Origin of the sequence: Polaribacter sp. Z014 (genome assembly GCF_023555435.1) — a bacterium.
Classification (GTDB): domain Bacteria; phylum Bacteroidota; class Bacteroidia; order Flavobacteriales; family Flavobacteriaceae; genus Polaribacter.
Map to the genome: position 1 here is coordinate 1 of NZ_JALCZP010000033.1, position 20,500 is coordinate 20,500.

Consider the following 20,500-nt stretch of genomic DNA (forward strand, 5'->3'; position numbering starts at 1 on the left):
TAGAGCATCTGACTGTTAATCAGAGGGTCCTAGGTTCGAGTCCTAGAGAGGGAGCAAAAAAAGTCTTATCTTAATTGATAAGGCTTTTTTTTATGGATATGATTTATTTGTTAAATTGTAGGCTGTTTAGGAGTTAGATGATTGTGCTTCCTGTTGGTGTTAAACTTATACAATTTGTAATGGTAACTATTTTTTGTTTTATAGTATTTGTTCTTTTATGTATGTTGGTTATAAGAAGGTGCTCTGTAAAACCAAAAGAACTAGAAGTTGATGAAGATCAAACTAAGCATGCTGTAATAAGGACTTGTGAAGTGTTAGAAGAGAAATATAATATACCGTTAGATAATATGTATATAAGAGATATTGAGGTAGAAGTAGAAGATGTTTTGGTAAAAATAGATACACCAACTAAAAACAAATGGTTGAATCCGACTGATAGTTTTGGTAAATTTAAAAAAGGGACTGAAGCGTAAAAGGAGTGCTGTTAAAGAAGGCGATTTATATTAATAATTGCTAGTTTCTGTAGTGGAGTCTTATTCGTTTTTCTATAGAGTTCGTTTGTATTTAATTCAATTACTTTTATTTACTTTATTTTATAGGGTATCATCTTTGCGTGAAGGATAGTAATGAAAAGCCCACAGTGAGGTACGAACGAGGACTTGTAATGGATAGCCTGACCATTTTTAATCTAAATGGTTATTGTTTTAAATGATGTTTTTAAAAAATGGGCACGCCCAAATGATAAAGATTTTTAGGGTAAAAAAAACTCATCAATAATTAAATTGATGAGTTTTTATATGTTCTCGATACAATTCCGAAAAAAAACGGAATTACTCGAACTGAAAGTTTGAATAAATTACATGGCAACTAAATCGCCAGAAACATCTTTTGTAGGTAATTCTGTTTTACCCATTAAAAATAAATCTACTTGTCTTGCTGCTTCTCTGCCTTCTGATATTGCCCAAACAATTAAAGATTGTCCACGACGCATATCTCCGGCAGTAAAGATGTTTTTCACATTGGTTTGATATTTACCGTATGCTGCTTTGTAGTTAGATCGTCCATCTTTCTCTAGACCTAATTTGTCTGCTAAAGTGCTTTCTGGTCCTGTAAAACCTAAAGCTAATAAAGCTAAATTACATGGCCAAGTTTTTTCTGTACCTGCTATTTCAATTAATTGAGGTCTTTCTCCTGGTACCATTTTCCATTCTACATTAATTGTTTTTAAAGCAATTAATTTCCCGTTTTCGTCTTTAACAAATTCTTTGGTGTTAATTAGCCAATTACGTTCTACACCTTCTTTATGAGAAGAAGAGGTTTTTAATTGTAAAGGCCAGAAAGGCCATGGAGTTGTTGGGGAACGGTGTCCTGGAGGTTTTGGCATAATTTCAAAGTTTACCACAGATTTTGCTCCGTGTCTGTTTGAAGTACCAATACAATCTGAACCTGTATCTCCACCACCAATTACAATAACATCTTTATCGGTAGCTAATATTTGGTCTTTTACTTCTTTACCAAGTACTACTTTTGTTTGTTGTGTTAAGAAATCCATTGCTTGTACAACACCATCGGCATCAATACCAGGTGTTGGTAAGCTACGTCTTTCTGTTGCTCCTCCACAAAGAACAATACTATCAAAAGCTTTAAGGTCTTTTACATCATAATTAACCCCAACATTTACGTTTGTTTTAAAAATAATTCCTTCAGCTTTTAGGATGGCAACTCTTCTATCGATAACTCCTTTTTCCATTTTAAAATTAGGAATTCCGTAACGTAATAAACCACCAACTTCATCATCTCTTTCAAATACAGTAACGGTATGACCGGCTCTGTTTAATTGTTGAGCTGTTGCTAAACCAGCTGGTCCAGAACCAACAATGGCAATCGTTTTTCCAGTTCTACTTTTTGGAGGTTGTGGTTTTATCCAGCCTTCTTTAAAAGCACGTTCTACAATGTTTTTTTCAATATTTTCAATAGCAATAGGGTCTTCTATAATACCTAATACACATGCTTGTTCGCATGGAGCAGGGCATAAGCGACCTGTAAATTCTGGAAAATTATTTGTAGAATGTAGTATCCATGATGCTTTTTGCCATTCACCTTGATGTACCATGTGATTGAAATCTGGAATTAGATTTCCTAATGGGCAACCACTGTGACAAAAAGGAATACCACAATCCATACAACGTGAACCCTGTTTTGTTTTTTCTTCTTCTGAAAGAGGAACTGTAAATTCTTTATAATTTTTTACACGATCTTTTACAGAAGTATATGTTTCATCTTGTCTTTCAAATTCTTTAAATCCTGTTATTTTTCCCATGACATTATGCTATTGTTAGTTCTTCGAACATTGGTTCTTCTGTTTCTAAACGCTTTAAAGCTTTTTTGTATTCAGTTGGCATTACTTTTACAAAGTTTTTTAAACTTGTATCCCAATCTGCTAACAATGCAGCACCTCTGCTACTATTAGTGTATAAAACGTGTTTTTCTATAGATGCTTTTAATTCTGCAGCAACTTCTTCAGAAATATCTTCGAATTCTATAGTTTCAGTATTACAGAGTCCGTTTATAAATTTGTTTTCTGGGTCGTATACATAAGCAATACCACCACTCATACCTGCGGCAAAATTTCTTCCTGTTCTACCTAATACTACTACTTTTCCACCTGTCATGTATTCACAACAGTGATCTCCAACACCTTCTACAACTGCTGTTGCACCAGAGTTACGAACTGCAAAACGCTCACCAGCAATTCCGTTTATATATGCTTCACCGGCTACGGCACCAAACATACAAACGTTACCAACAATGATGTTGTTTTCTGCTAAGAAGTCTGCTTTCGCTGGTTTTTTAACAATCAATTTTGCGCCAGATAAGCCTTTACCTAAATAATCATTAGTATTACCATCTAAAATAAATGTTAGTCCGTGTGCAGCAAATGCGCCAAAACTTTGACCTGCAGAACCTGTAAAGTTAATGTTTAGCGTGTCTTCTGGTAAACCTAAGTGTCCGTAAATTTTAGAAATTTCATTACTCACAATAGCTCCAACAGTACGGTTTGTATTTTTGATTGGATATGCTAAGTTCATTTTTTCTTTTCTATATAAAGCTCTGTGAGAATCTTTTAATATAGTAAAGTCTAAAACTCCTTCTAAATTATGGTCTTGTTTTTCTGTATTTTTAACAATCATGCTTCTGTAGGCAGTTGGTCTGTGTAAAATACTAGATAAATCTAACCCTTTTGCTTTGTAATGTTTAATAGCATGATTTGCATTAATTTTATGAGTTTGACCAACCATTTCTGCTAAGGTTCTAAAACCAAGTTGTGCCATAATTCCTCTTAATTCTTCAGCAATATAAAAGAAGAAATTAATTACGTGTTCTGGTGTTCCTTTAAAGTTTTTACGCAACTCTTTATCTTGAGTTGCAATACCAACCGGACATGTATTTAAGTGACACTTACGCATCATAATACAACCAGAAGCTACTAAAGGAGCGGTTGCGAAACCAAATTCTTCTGCACCCAATAAAGCTGCAATAGCAACATCACGACCAGTTTTTAATTGACCATCACATTCTACAACAATTCTACTTCTTAAATCATTCATTACCAAAGTTTGCTGAGCTTCGGCTAAGCCAAGTTCCCAGGGTAAGCCTGCGTGCTTTAATGATGTAAGAGGAGAGGCTCCTGTACCACCATCATAACCAGATATTAAAACAACATCTGCTTTTGCTTTAGCAACACCAGCAGCAATTGTACCTACACCAACTTCAGAAACTAATTTTACATTAATTCTAGCTTCTCTGTTTGCGTTTTTTAAATCGTAGATTAATTGTGCTAAATCTTCAATTGAATAAATATCGTGATGTGGAGGAGGGGAAATCAATCCAACAAAAGGAGTTGAGTTTCTTGCTGCTGCTATCCAAGGTAAAACCTTTGCACCAGGTAATTGACCACCTTCACCAGGTTTGGCTCCTTGAGCCATTTTAATTTGTATTTCTTTTGCGCTTGATAGGTAATGAGAAGTTACTCCAAATCTACCAGATGCTACTTGTTTAATGGCAGAGTTTCTACTGTCTCCATTAATATCTTTTTGAAAACGTTTTCTGTCTTCACCACCTTCACCAGAATTAGATTTTCCTCCAATTCTATTCATGGCAATCGCTAAATTTTCATGTGCTTCTCTAGAGATAGATCCATAAGACATTGCACCTGTTTTAAAACGCTTTACAATTTCTGTCCAGTCTTCTACTTCTTCTAATGGAATTGGATCTAGGTTATCAAACTGAAATAAACCACGGATGGTCATTAAGCTTTCTGATTGTTCGTTTATAGTTTTAGCATAAACATCGTAACTTTTTTGATCACTTAATCTTACTGCTTGTTGTAATTTTGCAACTGTCGTTGGATTAAATAAGTGGCGTTCTCCGTTTCTTCTCCATCTATAATCTCCTCCAACATTTAACGCTAAGTTTTTATCAATATGTTTTTCTGGATATGCTTGTTTGTAGCGTTGATCAATTTCTTTTTCAACTTCATATAAGCCAATACCTTCAATTCTTGACGCAGTATAAGGGAAGTATTTTTGTACAAATTGTGAGTTAAAACCTACAATTTCGAAAATTTGAGAACCTCTATAAGAATGTAATGTAGAGATACCAATTTTGTTCATTACTTTTAAGATACCTTTTCCAATAGCTTTGTTGAAGTTATCAACCGCTCCTTGTTCATCCATACCAGTAATGAAACCTTCTTTAACTTGCATTCTAATAATTTCGTTAACCATATATGGGTTTACGGCACTTGCGCCATAACCAAATAAAGTTGCAAAATGATGTGGTTCACGAGGTTCTGCAGATTCAATAATAATATCGAAATGAGAACGCTTACGTAAACGATTTAATTGATGATTTACAAAAGAACAAGCTAATAAAGCAGGTATAGGAGCAAGCTCTTTGTTTACACCTCTATCGGAAAGAATAATAATGTTATTCTTTTTGTCTAATGCTTTTTCAATTTTAACTACAATAGCATCTAAAGCGTCTTCTAAACCGTTTAAACCTTGTGCTTTTGGATATAGCATGTGAATAGTTTCTGCTTTGAAGCTTTCAATATCTATATTTCTAATTTTTTCTAAATCTGCATTAGAGATAACAGGGTTTTGAATTCTTAGTTTTCTACACTGTCTGTCTGTAATACTAAATATATTTCTATCTTTTCCTAAATTTAAACTGATATCTGTTACAATTTCTTCACGAATTCCATCTAAAGGAGGGTTTGTAACCTGGGCAAATAATTGTTTAAAGTAATTAGAAATTAATTGAGGTCTGTCTGATAAAACAGCTAGAGGTGTGTCAATTCCCATCGATCCTAGCGCTTCTTTACCAACAATTGCCATTGGAGTAATTACTTCTTGAATATCTTCAAAAGTGTAATTAAATAAACTTAAGCGCGTTTTTATATCAATAGATTCTATAGGGCAAGTTTCGCCATTGTAAGGAACATCTTTTAAGTGTAAACGAGAGTTATCTAACCATTCTTGGTAAGGTCTTTCAGAAACAATTTTACTTTTTATTTCTTCATCCTCAATAATTCTACCTTCATTCATGTCTACCAAGAACATTTTTCCTGGTTCTAATCTACCATGTTCTTTTACGTCTTCTGGCGCAACATCTACCACACCAATTTCAGATGACATAATTAAACTACCACTTTTGGTAATAGTATATCTAGAAGGTCTTAATCCGTTTCTATCTAATAAGGCGCCGATATAATCTCCGTCTGTAAAAGGTACAGATGCAGGTCCATCCCAAGGTTCCATGATACAACCATTGTATTCATAAAAAGCTTTTCGCTCTTTAGACATTGTAGCATGTTTTTCCCAGGCTTCTGGTATCATCATCATCATAATTTCTGGTAATGAACGACCGGTGTGAGTTAATAGCTCAACCACCATATCCATAGAAGCAGAATCTGATTTTCCTGGTAATATAATTGGGAATAATTTGTCTATTTGTGGACCGAATACATCGCTTTTCATGATTTCTTCTCGTACACGCATTCTACTAACATTACCACGTAACGTGTTAATTTCACCATTCTGACACATGTGTCTAAAAGGTTGTGCTAACTCCCAAGTTGGCATCGTGTTGGTAGAAAAACGTTGGTGTACTAAAGCTAAACGTGTAACTAAGTCTATTTCTTGTAAATCTTTATAATAAGGTCCAATATCTTCTGGCATAATAATACCTTTATAGATAATAGTAGTTAAAGATAAACTAGGAATGTAAAAATATTTACTTTCAGAAATTTTAGATTTTCTGATAGCATGTTCTGCTATTTTTCTTGCAGCATATAGTTTTGCTTTGAAGGTAGCTTCGTTAATTTCTTCTGTTTTACCAATAAAGAGTTGTTCTATATTTGGTTCAGATGCTAACGCAATTTCTCCTAATTGAAAAGAATCTACAGGTACTTCTCTCCATCCTAAGATTTCAAGGCCTTGTTCTTTTATTTCGTTTTCAAATGTAGTTTTACAAAAGTCATATTGATTGGTAACTTTTGGAAGAAACACCATTCCAACAGCATATTCTCTCTGTTCTGGAATAGGAAAATCACACACTCTTTTAAAGTAATCATGAGGGATGTCTATCAATATTCCGGCGCCATCTCCTGTTTTTCCATCTGCACTAACACCCCCTCTATGTTCTAGTTTTTCTAGAATTTCTAGGGCATCATGTATAATTTGATTCGTTTTTTCTCCATTCAAATTACAGATAAAACCGGCACCGCAATTTTCGTGTTCAAACTCTGGTAAGTATAATCCTTGTTTCTCCATATTGTATTCAATTATATATACAAATCTATGTATTTTATTGAAAAGGACTCAGTATTCTTACTCTTTTAATGTGATTTTTATGATGAAACCAATAAAAAGGTGTAAAAATGATGCTTATGGCAATCTAATGGATTTTTATTGCCATATTCATAAAAACAAAAAAAGTCTGTAAATATTTAAATTTACAGACTTTAAAATCACTGAATTAAAATTTTTAGTGCTCGTTTAAACGAAAGTCTGGATAAGCATCCATACCGTGTTCATGTACGTCTAGGCCTTCTATTTCTTCTTTTTCACTAACTCTTATACCCATTGTTTTCTTTAGTGTGTATATGATAATAAATGAAGTTACTATACAAAAAACTGCATAAGCGGCAACACCTATTAATTGGCTAATAAATTGATCTACACCTGCAAGGTTACCAAATAAACCAACAGCTAAAGTTCCCCAAACACCGCACACAAGGTGTACAGCAATAGCACCAACTGGGTCGTCTAATTTTAATTTATCAATTAGGCTAACTGCAAATACAATAACTGCACCTGCAATTGCGCCAATTATAATAGCGTCTGTAGGAGACATTTGATCTGCTCCTGCAGTAATACCAACTAATCCTCCTAAAATTCCATTTAAGAACATTGTTAAATCTAAGTTTTTATACATTATTGTAGAAACAATTGCGGCAACAACTCCACCTGCAGCAGCAGATAAACAAGTGGTTACTAATGTAAGTGAGGTTAATTCTGGGTCTGCAGATAAAACAGAACCTCCGTTAAAACCAAACCATCCTAACCATAAAATTAAAACACCAGCAGTTGCAAATGGTATGTTGTGACCAGGTATTGCTTGTATTTTTCCATTTTTGAATTTTCCTATTCTGGCTCCTAAAAGGCAAACAGCAACAAGAGCTGCCCATCCACCAACAGAGTGTACTAAAGTAGAACCTGCAAAATCATAGAAAGGAGTTTCTAAGGTTTGTAAAAATCCACCACCCCATTTCCAAGAACCAGCAATTGGGTATACAAACCCAACGTAGATCACTGCAAATATCATAAACGGAAGAATTTTCATTCTTTCGGCAACAGCACCAGATACAATGGTTGCAGCAGTTGCAGCAAACATTCCTTGAAATAAGAAATCTGTCCAATAGGTGTAGCCTTGGTTGTAAGCTAAATCTAAAGTACCTTCAGCAGTTAATGGAGATGATAATCCAAATCCAGCAAAACCAAAAATTCCAGATGATCCATCTGCAAAACCAGGGTACATTAAGTTAAAACCAACTAAAGCATATAACAATAGTCCGATAGTAACGATAAATATATTTTTAAATAATATGTTAAGTGTATTTTTTTGTCTTGTTAAACCAATTTCTAAAAATGCAAAACCTGTATGCATAAAGAAAACTAGTGCTGTACAGATCATCATCCATACATTGTTAATTGTTAATAATTCCATGTTTTTTTATTTAGATTTTTTCTTTAAAGTTTCACCGCCTTTTTCTCCTGTTCGTATTCTGTATACTTCGGTTATGTCTGATACGAAAATTTTACCATCACCAACATCTCCTGTAACAGCCGATTTAAGTAATGCATCTATGGTGATTTTTTCAAAATCATCATTTACTAATATTGATAAATGTCTACGTTGTATATCACTTGTACTGTAGCTTATGCCTCTGTACACGTGTCCTTCTTTTTCGTTACCTATACCGGTAACATCCCAATAAGAGAAAAAATTTACGTCAACTGCCTGTAATGCTTCTTTTACGGCACTGAATTTAGATTTTCTGATAATTGCTTCTATTTTTTTCATGATAAAATGAATTGTTAATTGTTAATTGTTTGTTTTTATTTATTTCATGTGAAAATCACACAACTTAGGTTAGTAAGTTATGTGATTTTTTTTTAAAAAGAATAATAACTAAACTTTTTTGATATTTTATTTATCGTCAAATTCTCTTTGTCTTACACCAGGGTAAGCAATAGAACCATGTTCGTGTACGTCTAATCCTTCGATTTCTATTTCTTTAGAAACACGTAATCCCATAGTCTTTTTTAAGATTGTAAATACAATAAATGATAAACTGATAGACCATACTGCGTATGCTAAAACTCCAGTTGCTTGCACACCTAGTTGAGATGCTCCTCCACCATTAAATAATCCAATAGCAGTGTCTCCATCTACACCCCATAAACCAATAGCTAAAGTACCAAAAGCACCTGCTACTCCGTGTACAGACGCTGCACCAACGGCATCATCAATTTTTAATTTCTTTTCAATAAATTCAATAGAGAATACTACTAAAATACCTCCTATTAATCCAGTTAAAACAGCTCCTTCGGTAGTCATGTTTCCACAACCTGCAGTAATACTTACTAAACCAGCTAATGTTCCGTTTAATGTTTGTCCTAAGTTTGGTTTACCATACCAGATCCAAGTTGTAATTAAAGCTCCAAGTCCACCAGCAGCAGCTGCTAAATTTGTAACTAAAACAGCGCTTGAAGCTGCGATAGAATCGGCTCCACCCCAAGCTAGTTGAGATCCTCCGTTAAAACCAAACCATCCAAACCAAAGGATAAAAACCCCTAAAGTTGCTAATACTTGGTTATGACCAGCGATCGGTAAAACTTTACCGTCAACATATTTTCCAATTCTAGGTCCTACCATAAATGCACCAACTAAAGCAGCCCATCCACCAACAGAGTGTACAATAGAAGATCCAGCAAAGTCGATGAAACCTAATTTGGTTAACCATCCTTCACCTTGCCATTGCCATCCACCTGCAATTGGGTAAATAATTGCTGTCATTACAATAGAGAAAATAATATACGTTGTATATTTTGTTCTTCCTGCTATTGCTCCAGATACAATTGTTGCAGCGGTTGCAGCAAACATGGTTTGGAAAAATAAATCTGCTCCATCACCTTTAAATAAGCCGCCCCAGAAAAACCATCCATTAGAAGTGTCTCCGTACATTAACGAATAACCTACTAACCAAAAAATTAAAGACCCTACACAAATATCTAGTAAGTTTTTCATTGCAATGTTAACTGCATTTTTAGATCTTGTCATACCAGATTCTACTAAGGTGAATCCTGCTTGCATTAAGAATACTAAGATACCTGCAATCAGCATCCATAGCATTCCCATATCTCCATTTATTTGTTCAACAGCTGCTGTAACTTCTGTTGCTGGAGTATCTTGAAATAATGTTAAAAATAAACTCATGTATATAAAGTTTTAGTTAGTACTAATGTTTTGTTTCTCTTTTCTTGTTTCTTTCTTTTTCTTAGAAAGAGTATACTGCAGCTATTGTTAATGTAGATACACTTTTTTCAGTTGGAAAAGCTTCGATAATATAATCATCAGAATTGTCAAATCTTAAATCTGTGATTAATTTTAAGTTGTCAGTTAAAGATGTGTTAGCTGTTAATGTAAATGCAGTTACAGAAGCATCAGAAGATCCGTTTGCTTGAAAAAATTCAGGTCTTAAACCTAAAGCAAAAGTATCTGAAAAAGAATTTTGTAAGTATAATGCAACACCTTGGTAACCAGCATCAGCATCCGATGAGTTTGCGTAAGCAGCATTTATACCTAAGAAAAAAGTGTCAGATAAATCAAAGCCTCCTGTATAATCAATAAAAATGTTGTCAGTAATACCACTTCCATCAACTCCTCCGTAGATTAAATTTAAATATTGACCTTTGTAACCTACTTGACCACCAATTTGCATTTCACCACTTGTATTACCGTCTGAACTAGATATACCGTGTGAATTTGTAAGTGCTAACATAAAAGATAAATCTTCTGAAGCAGCATAATCCATTTTTATACCTGTATGAGAGAAAGGACCTGCGTTAAATAAATAAGAAACTGTGTAGTTGAAGTTTACTGAAGGATTGATAACTTCATATCCTAAAAAAGTATTAAACTGTCCTGCTGTAAAAGTTACTTTATCATTTAAATTATAGTAAGCATATAATTGATTGATTGCACCTGCCATGTTAGCATCGTCTGCTCTTGGTCCAAAAGCAATATCTGCTACAACACCCGCTTTTCCTTTTTCGTAAGCAAAAACTGTATTAGCAGAACCTAATCCAAATCCGTTTGCGTTTTCTGGAGCTGCAATTAATATTCCAGGAGTTCCTGATCCGTCTGCAAAATTAGCAGTACCATATACATCTACTGTTCCGCTTAATGTAAAAGTTCCTTTTTCGTCTTTTTCTTGAGCTGTAGCTATTAAGCTAGTTGCTAATAATAATGTAAAAATTACTTTTTTCATAATGTTTGTTCTTTTAGTGTTTAATGATTTTATATTAATTGAACTGGGTCAAAAGTAAATATTAAATTGAAACTGGCAAGGGGTGTATTTTTAAAAACAGCCTTTTTAAAAGATAAACCCTCAAAAAAATAGGGTTTAATTTGAGATTACTTCATTTTTTAGTTTTTGAAGGGTGTAAAATGGTGGGTATGTAAAAATGGGTATCGTAATTTTAGGATATCCATAAAAATGCACCTTTTGTAAAAAAAAATGTAATTATTGTACATTTGCACCTATGAAATATTCATTTTCTTATATAGTTAGGTTACAATTTCTCGGTTTTCGGTTTTCTGGATGGCAAAAACAAACAAATGCTAAAACATTGCATGATATGGTAGATAAAACCTTGTCTTTTGTTTTTGAGGATGTTCACTATAAAACGATTGGAGTAGGTAGAACGGATGCTAAGGTTTCTGCAAATACTTACTATATTCAAATGTTTACAGATGTATTGGTTGATGAAGATTCTTTTATAGATTCTTTAAATGCTAATTTTTCGCCAGATTTTAAAGCAATTTCTATACAACAGGTAGAAAGAGGTTTTAATGTTATTAATTCACCAAAGATTAAAGAGTATCATTATTATTTTTCTTTTGGAGGGAAGAATCACCCTTTTGCTGCGCCTTTTATTGTAAATGTTGATGAAATACTTGCTTTAGAAACCATGCAGCAAGCAGCGAAGTTGTTTAAGGGTGAGCATTATTTTCATAAGTATTGTACCAGACCTTCAGAGAAAACTATTTTTAAACGAATCATTGATTCTTGCGAAATTGTAGAAAATAATATTTTAACGGCTAATTTTTTTCCAGAGAAGTCCTATATATTAAAAGTGAGGGGAAAAGGATTTTTACGATATCAGATTCGATTGATGATGGCAACTTTATTTGAAGTTGGTAAAGGAAATCTAGATTTGCAGTTTATTGAAGCTTCTTTAAAAGAAGATAACGATAGAAAGTATATGAGAAACAATGCGCCATCTTCTGGTTTGCAATTGTATGATATTGAGTTGGATTTATAAACAATATGGTAACATGAAACATAAACTTCTGTTTGTTTTGTTGAATTGACCTATTCCTCTGGTTTGGAATTGTATGATTTTGGGTTAAAAGTTTAAACCATATAGCAACATAGAAAGCATAGTTTTTTTTGAATTGGTACAGACTTTAGTCTGTGTTATAGTTAATGAGGTAGAAAATGGCTTTAGCCGAACTGGAAAGGTTTTAAATCTTTTTGAGGGGTGACTTAAGAGTTAAATACATTTTAAAAGAAAGTAATTAGCTGTTGATAAAAGATAAACATCAAAAAGATGGATTAAATTCGTTTCTTTTTTCTTATTATTTTTATATAAAATGGAACTATACCTAAGACTATGATTTGGTTTTCTATTTTATATTAAAAAAAAATAAAATTCAGCATCAATCATTATAAAATTCATTTGGTATCAGTAGGCTAGCGTGAGCGATTGAAACCTTTCCACTGCGCTCAAGACAGGCTTTATCCTTTTTGCTTTTTCTGCAAAAAGATATAGTGGAAAGCGCGGTTTTTGTTTTTTACAAAAACACGCCCAAAAAAAATCCTGCAAGGTGCTAGAAACCTTGCAGGAAAGATGAATTTTTATACCTTATATATAAGGAGTGTATTATCCTTTGATGATTCCGCGTGAAATTACTATTTTTTGAATCTCTGAAGTGCCTTCGTAGATTTGTGTAATTTTTGCATCTCGCATTAAGCGTTCTACGTGGTAATCTTTCACAAAACCGTTTCCTCCATGAATTTGCACTGCTTCTACAGTGTGTTCCATGGCAACCTTGCTTGCATAGAGTTTAGCCATTGCGCTAGACATGTCGTAATTGTTACCTTGGTCTTTGTCCCATGCGGCTTTTGTTACTAGCATTCTTGCTGCTTCTATTTCTGTATGCATGTCTGCTAATTTAAATGCAATTGCTTGATGATTGCAAATCTCGGTACCAAATGCTTTACGTTGTTTGGCGTATTTTAAAGCCAATTCATAAGCGCCTGCTGCAATACCTAAAGCTTGTGCGGCAATACCTATTCTTCCGCCAGAAAGTGTTTTCATGGCAAACTTAAACCCAAAACCATCTTCTCCAATTCTATTTTCTTTGGGTACTTTTACATCGTTAAATTGTAATGTATGGGTATCTGAGCCTCTAATTCCTAATTTATCTTCTTTTGGGCCTACGTGAAAACCTTCAGTTCCTTTTTCTACGATAAAAGCATTGATACCTCTGTGACCTTTTTCTCTATGTGTTTGTGCAATTACCAAATAAACGTCTGCACGTCCACCGCTGGTAATCCAGTTTTTAGTACCGTTAATTATATAATGGTCTCCTTTGTCTTCTGCAGTAGTTGCTTGCGATGTTGCGTCTGAACCTGCTTCTGGTTCGCTTAAACAGAAAGCGCCAACAAATTCTCCTGTAGCTAATTTTGTTAAATATTTTTGTTTTTGCTCTTCAGATGCGTAGGATTCTAATCCGTAACAAACTAAAGAGTTATTTACAGAAACAATAACAGAGGCGGAAGCATCAATTTTAGAAAGTTCTTCCATAATTAGTATGTAAGAGATAGTATCCATTCCGCTTCCTCCGTATTTTGGGTCTACCATAATGCCTAAAAAGCCTAAATCTCCCATTTTTTTTACTAATTCATTTGGGAATTCTTGCTTGTTGTCTCTTTCTATAACTCCAGGTAGTAATTCTGTTTGCGCAAAGTCTCTTGCAGCATCGCGAATCATGATGTGTTCTTCTGTTAAACTAAAATCCATCTGTATATGTATTTGTTATATTCGTAAAATTTGAACTCAAAGATATCGATTTCGTAACATATTATCAATAGAGTTTTGTTAATTTTACAGATATGAATAAAAGTGAAGTTTTTGCGATTGGTTTAATGTCTGGGACGTCTTTAGATGGAATAGATTTGGTGTATGTTAAGTTTGATAAAAATAACTATCAAGATTTCGATATTTTACACTCGAAGACAGTTTCGTATTCGAAAAAATGGAAGTCAACTTTACAGGAAGCTATCCATTTTTCTTCGGATGATTTAAAAGAGTTGAATCTTAATTATGGTATTCTATTAGGAGAAGTGATTAATGATTTTATTGATAAATTTCAGATTCAAAACATCGATTTTATTGCATCTCATGGTCATACGGTTTTACATCAACCACATAATGGCCTTACGCTTCAGGTGGGAGATGGCCAAACAATTGCAAATAGTACACATCAAAAAGTTATTTGCGATTTTAGAACACAAGACGTTAAGTTGGGCGGGCAAGGAGCGCCTTTAGTACCAATTGGAGATGAATTGTTGTTTGCAGATTACGATTACTGTTTAAATTTGGGAGGTTTTTCTAATATTTCCTACAATAAGGAAGGAAAAAGAATTGCGTATGATATTTGTCCGGTAAATATTGTTTTAAACAAGTATGCGAAAGAATTGGGTTTTGAGTATGATGATAAAGGGCAAATTGCAGCGAACGGAACTTTTTTAATACAATTAGAAGCAGATTTAAGGGCGTTGGATTATTATCAACAAAAACCTCCAAAATCTTTAGGGTTAGAATGGGTTCAAAAAGAAATTTTTCCAAGATTGGAATCGTCAAAAAGAAAACCAGAAGATTTATTGAGAACATTTACAGATCATATTGTATGGGCAATTGCAAAAGTATTGCCTAAAAATGCGAAGGTTTTGGTTACAGGTGGCGGTGCTTTTAATGAGTATTTAATTTGCGAGATACAACGACAGAAAAAGGTGAACCTTGTTATTCCAGATCATAAGTTAATCAACTTTAAAGAAGCGCTTATTTTTGCTTTTTTGGGCTTGTTAAGAAATGAAGATAAGATAAATTGTTTAAGTTCTGTAACTGGTGCGAGTAGAGATCATTCGTCTGGCGATATTTTTTATCCGAAGTTTTAGTTTTTATTAGAATGTTTGATTTCTGTAAAAAAGGAATTAGAATTTGACTAAATTCTTTTGGAATAAAAAATTTGAACACTCATTTTTTTACTGTAAGTTTGTAAGGTATCAACTAAATAATATTTCTATAAAATTTTTAAAATGAATCAAGTATAACTATTTCTCTGAAGAGGATTTTAGTTTGAAATTAAAATTGCTTGAAAAAGCAAAGAAGAAAGTTTATTTATTGAAATTTTTATAAGTAAAGAATTCTTGAAAATATGCAAGAATCGGCAACCGGAAATAGTTTTTAATAAGAAGTAAGAATAGAAATAACCGTTGAGGTTGTTTCTGAAGATGCATCAAAATAAAAAAAAATAAAGCAGCGTTTAAAACAATGTTGAAAGAATTGAAATAAATTAAAAAGGAATCTGTTTAAATTAAGTTTTTTTAATGCCTAATTTTAATTGATATTTGTAAACAGGCATTTTCTAAGCCAAAAAAGTAATGTAAAACAAAAGTAAATTATGGAAACTCTTATTATTTTAATTTTTATAGTTGGTTATTTAGCTATTGCGTTAGAGCACAATTTAAAGCTAGATAAACTAATACCAGCATTGGCAATGATGGCAATTCTTTGGGCGTTAGTAGCATTTGGTATAGATGCTTTTCCTAATTGGTTTGATTCTAGTGCGCATAAATTAATAGAAGGGTTTGCTAATTTTACTGGTGAAGAAAAACATCATTTATTAGAAGAAACTTTATTACATCATTTAGGTAAAACGGCAGAAATACTATTCTTTTTATTAGGTGCAATGACAATTGTAGAAATGATAGACTATTTTGATGGTTTTGCAACTTTTAAAGGGTATATAAAAACTAAAAAGAAGAAAACACTTTTATGGATTTTTGTTGGTTTAGCATTTTTCTTGTCAGCGGTTATAGATAACTTAACAGCTACAATTGTATTGATTTCGATACTTCAAAAAATTATAAAAGACAGAAATACACGTTTATGGTTTGCTGGTTTAATTATTATTTCGGCGAATGCAGGTGGGGCGTTTTCTCCTATTGGAGATGTTACAACTACCATGTTATGGATTGGTGGTAAAGTAACCGCAGATAAATTAATAGAACATTTACTAATACCATCTATTTTATGTGCTGTAATTCCAACGATTATAGCTTCTAGAAAAAAAGTATTTCAGGGTGAAATTGATGTGGAGCTTGATGCGGATAAAGAAGAAGTTAATGAGTATTCTGCAAGAATGTTATATATTGGATTGGCAGCTATTTTGTTTGTTCCTTTTTTTAAAACCATTACGCATTTACCGCCTTATGTGGGTATGATGCTTTCTCTTTCTGTGGTCGGAATTTTTGCTGAAATTTATAGTAGATCAAAATTCAGTGTTTCTCATGTTATTGATGAAAGTGGCGACGATTCAGAAGGGTTTCATAGTCCGGTACATTCGTCCTTATCAAAAATTGAAATGCCAAGTGTTTTGTTTTTCTTCGGAATTTTAATGGCAGTCGCTGCCTTAGAATCTTTAGGTTTGTTATTTATTGGGTCAGAAGCTTTGGCAGAAATTATACCTAATGAAGATATTGTAGTGATGTTATTAGGATTTGGTTCTGCGGTGGTAGATAATGTACCATTGGTAGCAGCAAGTATGGGTATGTTTCAAGATCCACAAAATGCACCAGTTTGGCATTTTATTGCTTTTTCTGCAGGTACAGGAGGAAGTATGTTGATTATAGGGTCTGCAGCAGGTGTGGTTGCAATGGGAATGGAAAAAATAAACTTTATGTGGTATTTAAAAAATATTGCTTGGTTAGCTGCTATTGGTTTTTTAATAGGTTGTGCGGTTTTTGTAGCTACAGAAAACTTGTTTTAGTGGTTAAATAATAAATATAAAAATGTCATTTTGAGTTTTTTCTTAAAATGGCATTTTTTTTGATATAAAATTATGCCAATTCTTTTTGGTTGAAACAATTTAAAAAAAGAATGGTCGTTACTTAATTAGAACTTAAAAATAGAATTAAATGTTGTCATTTTTTCAAGAGAATAAAGAGGTTTTAGAAGGAGTTGTTTCAGAAGAAAAAACACTCTCTATCTATAAATTAATTATGGATGGTGGTTTAGGCGGGCAAATAATTATAGCGTTGCTTTTTGTGTTGTTAGCAGTGGGTTTGTATATTTATTTTGAGCGTTTCTTTGCTATAAAAGCAGCATCGAAAATAGATGAAAACTTTATGAATCAAATTAAAGATTTTGTTTCAAACGGAAAATTAGAAGCTGCAGATGCTTTGTGTAAAAGTAAAAATACCCCAACTGCAAGATTAATTAGTAAAGGAATCTCTAGAATAGGGAAACCTTTAGATGATATAAATACGGCAATTGAAACCGCAGGAAAGTTAGAGGTTTATCAACTAGAAAAAAACGTGAGTGTTTTAGCAACGATTGCAGGTGCGGCACCTATGATTGGTTTTTTAGGAACTGTAATTGGTATGATTGTAGCAATTCATGAAATTGCAAATGCAGGTGGTCAAATAGATATAAAGCTACTTTCAGATGGTTTGTATACAGCAATGACAACTACGGTTGCTGGTTTAATTGTAGGTATTATTGCGTACGTAACCTATAATCATTTAGTAGTAAGAACTGATAAAGTAATTTATCAAATGGAAGCAAAATCTGTTGAGTTTTTAGATTTATTAAACGAACCAGTATAAAGAATTCAAAATTATTTGTATGAATTTACGTGGAAGAAATAAAGTAGATCCAACATTCAATATGTCATCAATGACAGATATTGTTTTTTTATTGTTGATATTTTTCATGCTAACATCAACCTTAGTAACGGTTAGTGCTATTGATGTTTTATTACCAAAAGCAGGCGGTAAAACAGAAAATAATAAATCGGTAGCAGTATCAATAACAAATGAATCCTTATTTTATATTGATAAAACAAAAGTGAGTGCATCTCGTTTAGAAAGTGAAATACTGAAAAGTGTTGGAGCAGATAAAAAGAAAACCATTATTATAAGAGGTGATAAAGATGCGCCTTACAAAAATGTGATGAAAGTAATTGATATCGCAAATAAGAATAAACTGAAAATGATTTTAGCTGTAAAAGGCAAATAAGTTTCTTATCGGAATTTAAAATTTCTTTAGTAGAATATATAAGAATGCAAATCTTAAACACAACATATAAGCGTAAATCAGCTGTAATTACAGCGGTTATTCTGATGCTTTTAATCTTCGGGATTTTTAATTACGGAATGCATTATTTAGATCCTCCAGAAGAATATGGAGTTGCTATAAACTTTGGAACATCAGAAGTTGGAAGTGGAGTGCCTGTTGAAAATACAAAGAAAATTGCTGCACCAAAAGTAGTAGAAGAGCAAAAGGTTGTTGAAGAAGAAGTTGTAAAAGAAACGCCTAAAGAAATTGTTAAAGAAGATATTATTACAGAAGAGACTACAAAAGAGGTGCCTGTAGTAGAAAAAGTTAAAGAGGTAAAGAAAGAGCCCGTTAAAAAGGTTGTAGAAAAGAAAAAAGAAGTTAAGGAAGTTGTAAAAAAAGAAGTTCCTAAAGAAAAACCAAAACCAAAACCATCAAAAGCAAACCAAGACGCTTTAAATAGTTTATTAAAAGGAAATTCTTCTGACGGAAAACCTCAAGGAGAAGGAGATGATGGTAAGCCAGGTGTAAAAGGAAAAGAAAATGGAGATCCGACTTCTTCTAAATACTATGGAAATACAGGCAGTGGTGATGGAGATGGTTATGATTTGAAGGGTAGAAAAGCACTTTCTAAACCCAAAGTACAACCAGATTGTCAAGAAGAAGGTACTGTTGTGGTACAAATTCAAGTAGATAAAAATGGGAAAGTAGTTTTTGCAAAACCAGGCTATAAAGGGAGTACAAATACAGCTTCTTGTTTACTAAAAGCAGCAAAAGAAGCAGCGTTAAGAACAAAATGGAATTCTGATGATAAAGCGCCTGCAAATCAGGTAGGAACTATTATTTATAAATTTTCTTTGTCTAAATAATCACCTATTTTTGTCGTATGAATTATCAACAAACATTAGATTGGATGTTTGCACAATTACCGATGTACCAAAGAGAAGGTAAAACAGCATTCAAAAAAGATTTAACCAATACTTTAGCGCTTTCAGAAGAATTGGGTTTTCCAGAAAAAAAGTTTAAATCAGTTCATGTTGGTGGTACCAACGGAAAAGGTTCTACGAGTCATATGTTAGCTTCAATTTTACAAGAAGCGGGTTATAAAGTTGGGTTATATACTTCTCCTCACTTAAAAAATTTTACAGAAAGAATTAGAATTAATGGAACTGAAATTCCAGAAACAAAGGTTTCGTCCTTTATCAAACAACATAAAAATTTTTTAGAAAAACAAAAGCTTTCTTTTTTTGAAATGACGGTAGGTTTGGCTTTTGATTATTTTGCAGAAGAAAAAGTAGACATTGCTATTATTGAAGTCGGTTTAGGAGGAAGATTAGATTCTACCAATATAATTACCCCAGAAGTTTCTGTAATTACAAATATAGGTTTAGATCATACGCAGTTTTTAGGAGAAACCTTACCTGAAATCGCTTTTGAGAAAGCAGGGATTATTAAGAATAATATTCCTGTTGTAATCGGAGAAGAGCAAGTGGAGGTTAAAAGGGTTTTTATCGCGAAAGCGGAAGAATGCAAAGCGCCTATTTCTTTTGCTTCGGATGATGATAAAAGTTACCAAACAGATATGTTGGGAGATTATCAAAAGAAAAATACCAAAACAGCTGTAGCGGCAATTAAAAAATTAACGGGCTTTAAAATAGCAACAAAAAACATAGAAATAGGATTGCTGAATGTAGTAAACAATACAAACCTTAAAGGTAGGTGGCAAGTTTTACAAGAGCAACCAAAAGTAATTTGCGATACTGCTCATAATAAAGATGGTTTAAGTATTGTGTTGCAACAATTAGAAACAGTACCATTTAAAAAGATTCATTTGGTTTTAGGGGTTGTTTCTGATAAGAAATTAGAAGAGGTTTTGCCGCTTTTTCCAAAAGAGGCATCTTATTATTTTTGCAAACCCAATATTCCAAGAGGTATGTCTGAAGCAATTTTACAAGAAAAAGCAAAAGAGTTTGGTTTGCTTGGGGAAAAATATTCTTCAGTAAAAGAAGCTTTTGATGCTGCGTTACTTTTTGCTAATCAGGAAGATATCATTTATGTAGGAGGGAGTACTTTTGTTGTAGCAGAAATTATCTAAAGAAAATTTCATTTTTACTTGGTAGAACTAAAATAAGTGTTATATTTGCAACCGCTTTAGGGCAATTAGCTCAGTTGGTTCAGAGCATCTCGTTTACACCGAGAGGGTCGGGGGTTCGAATCCCTCATTGCCCACCAAAGTAAAA

General features: G+C 33.1%; 15 protein-coding genes and 1 tRNA gene. 9 read left to right on the forward strand and 7 right to left on the reverse strand.

Annotated elements, in window-relative coordinates; genetic code table 11:
- The first annotated feature begins 179 nt into the window (after positions 1-179).
- The gene (locus tag MPF19_RS17995; RefSeq protein WP_249989695.1) at positions 180-473 is read left to right on the forward strand and encodes a hypothetical protein; all 294 of its coding nucleotides are present in this window, start codon (positions 180-182) and stop codon (positions 471-473) included.
- Positions 474-856: 383 nt separating this feature from the next.
- On the opposite strand, the gene MPF19_RS18000 is transcribed toward MPF19_RS17995, so the two are convergent.
- The 6 genes from MPF19_RS18000 to MPF19_RS18025 all read right to left on the reverse strand — a co-directional run bounded on the left by MPF19_RS18000 (position 857) and on the right by MPF19_RS18025 (position 11,119).
- Positions 857-2,320, reverse strand: a complete 1,464-nt coding sequence (locus tag MPF19_RS18000; RefSeq protein ID WP_203394127.1) for a glutamate synthase subunit beta — start codon at positions 2,318-2,320, stop codon at positions 857-859.
- Positions 2,321-2,324: 4 nt separating this feature from the next.
- Positions 2,325-6,836, reverse strand: coding sequence for a glutamate synthase large subunit (gltB, locus tag MPF19_RS18005; protein WP_249989696.1), 4,512 nt, complete (start codon positions 6,834-6,836; stop codon positions 2,325-2,327).
- A gap of 214 nt (positions 6,837-7,050) precedes the next feature.
- On the reverse strand, positions 7,051-8,292 hold the full coding sequence (locus tag MPF19_RS18010; RefSeq protein WP_249989697.1) for an ammonium transporter: 1,242 nt from the start codon (positions 8,290-8,292) through the stop codon (positions 7,051-7,053).
- A 6-nt stretch (positions 8,293-8,298) separates the two neighbouring features.
- Entirely contained in the window at positions 8,299-8,649 is a 351-nt protein-coding gene (locus MPF19_RS18015; protein ID WP_203394124.1) for a P-II family nitrogen regulator, read from the reverse strand.
- A 126-nt stretch (positions 8,650-8,775) separates the two neighbouring features.
- Positions 8,776-10,065: an ammonium transporter gene (locus MPF19_RS18020; RefSeq protein WP_203394123.1), complete on the reverse strand. Its 1,290-nt coding sequence runs from the start codon at positions 10,063-10,065 to the stop codon at positions 8,776-8,778.
- Positions 10,066-10,126: 61 nt separating this feature from the next.
- On the reverse strand, positions 10,127-11,119 hold the full coding sequence (locus MPF19_RS18025) for an outer membrane beta-barrel protein (protein WP_203394122.1): 993 nt from the start codon (positions 11,117-11,119) through the stop codon (positions 10,127-10,129).
- Between the two features lie 274 nt (positions 11,120-11,393).
- Here MPF19_RS18025 and MPF19_RS18030 point away from each other — a divergent pair, with 274 nt between their 5' ends.
- The gene (locus MPF19_RS18030) at positions 11,394-12,176 is read left to right on the forward strand and encodes a tRNA pseudouridine synthase A (RefSeq protein ID WP_249989698.1); all 783 of its coding nucleotides are present in this window, start codon (positions 11,394-11,396) and stop codon (positions 12,174-12,176) included.
- 621 nt (positions 12,177-12,797) lie between these two features.
- Here the strand turns inward: MPF19_RS18030 and MPF19_RS18035 are convergent.
- Positions 12,798-13,940 carry an acyl-CoA dehydrogenase gene (locus tag MPF19_RS18035; RefSeq protein ID WP_249989699.1) on the reverse strand — a complete coding sequence of 381 codons (1,143 nt, stop codon included), beginning with the start codon at positions 13,938-13,940 and terminating at the stop codon, positions 12,798-12,800.
- A 92-nt stretch (positions 13,941-14,032) separates the two neighbouring features.
- On the opposite strand from MPF19_RS18035, the gene MPF19_RS18040 reads away from it, so the two are divergent.
- From MPF19_RS18040 to MPF19_RS18070, 7 genes are all read left to right on the forward strand, one after another.
- Positions 14,033-15,097 (forward strand): anhydro-N-acetylmuramic acid kinase, encoded by a 1,065-nt coding sequence (locus MPF19_RS18040; RefSeq protein ID WP_249989700.1) that lies wholly within the window; start codon positions 14,033-14,035, stop codon positions 15,095-15,097.
- Between the two features lie 506 nt (positions 15,098-15,603).
- Positions 15,604-16,971 carry a sodium:proton antiporter NhaD gene (gene nhaD, locus MPF19_RS18045; RefSeq protein WP_203394118.1) on the forward strand — a complete coding sequence of 456 codons (1,368 nt, stop codon included), beginning with the start codon at positions 15,604-15,606 and terminating at the stop codon, positions 16,969-16,971.
- Positions 16,972-17,119: 148 nt separating this feature from the next.
- Positions 17,120-17,809 carry a MotA/TolQ/ExbB proton channel family protein gene (locus MPF19_RS18050; RefSeq protein ID WP_203394117.1) on the forward strand — a complete coding sequence of 230 codons (690 nt, stop codon included), beginning with the start codon at positions 17,120-17,122 and terminating at the stop codon, positions 17,807-17,809.
- Positions 17,810-17,828: 19 nt separating this feature from the next.
- Positions 17,829-18,221, forward strand: a complete 393-nt coding sequence (locus MPF19_RS18055; RefSeq protein WP_203394116.1) for an ExbD/TolR family protein — start codon at positions 17,829-17,831, stop codon at positions 18,219-18,221.
- A gap of 44 nt (positions 18,222-18,265) precedes the next feature.
- Entirely contained in the window at positions 18,266-19,129 is an 864-nt protein-coding gene (locus tag MPF19_RS18060) for an energy transducer TonB (RefSeq protein ID WP_249989701.1), read from the forward strand.
- 17 nt (positions 19,130-19,146) lie between these two features.
- Entirely contained in the window at positions 19,147-20,355 is a 1,209-nt protein-coding gene (locus MPF19_RS18065; protein WP_249989702.1) for a bifunctional folylpolyglutamate synthase/dihydrofolate synthase, read from the forward strand.
- 59 nt (positions 20,356-20,414) lie between these two features.
- A tRNA-Val gene (locus MPF19_RS18070) sits at positions 20,415-20,492 on the forward strand.
- Positions 20,493-20,500 lie beyond the last annotated feature (8 nt).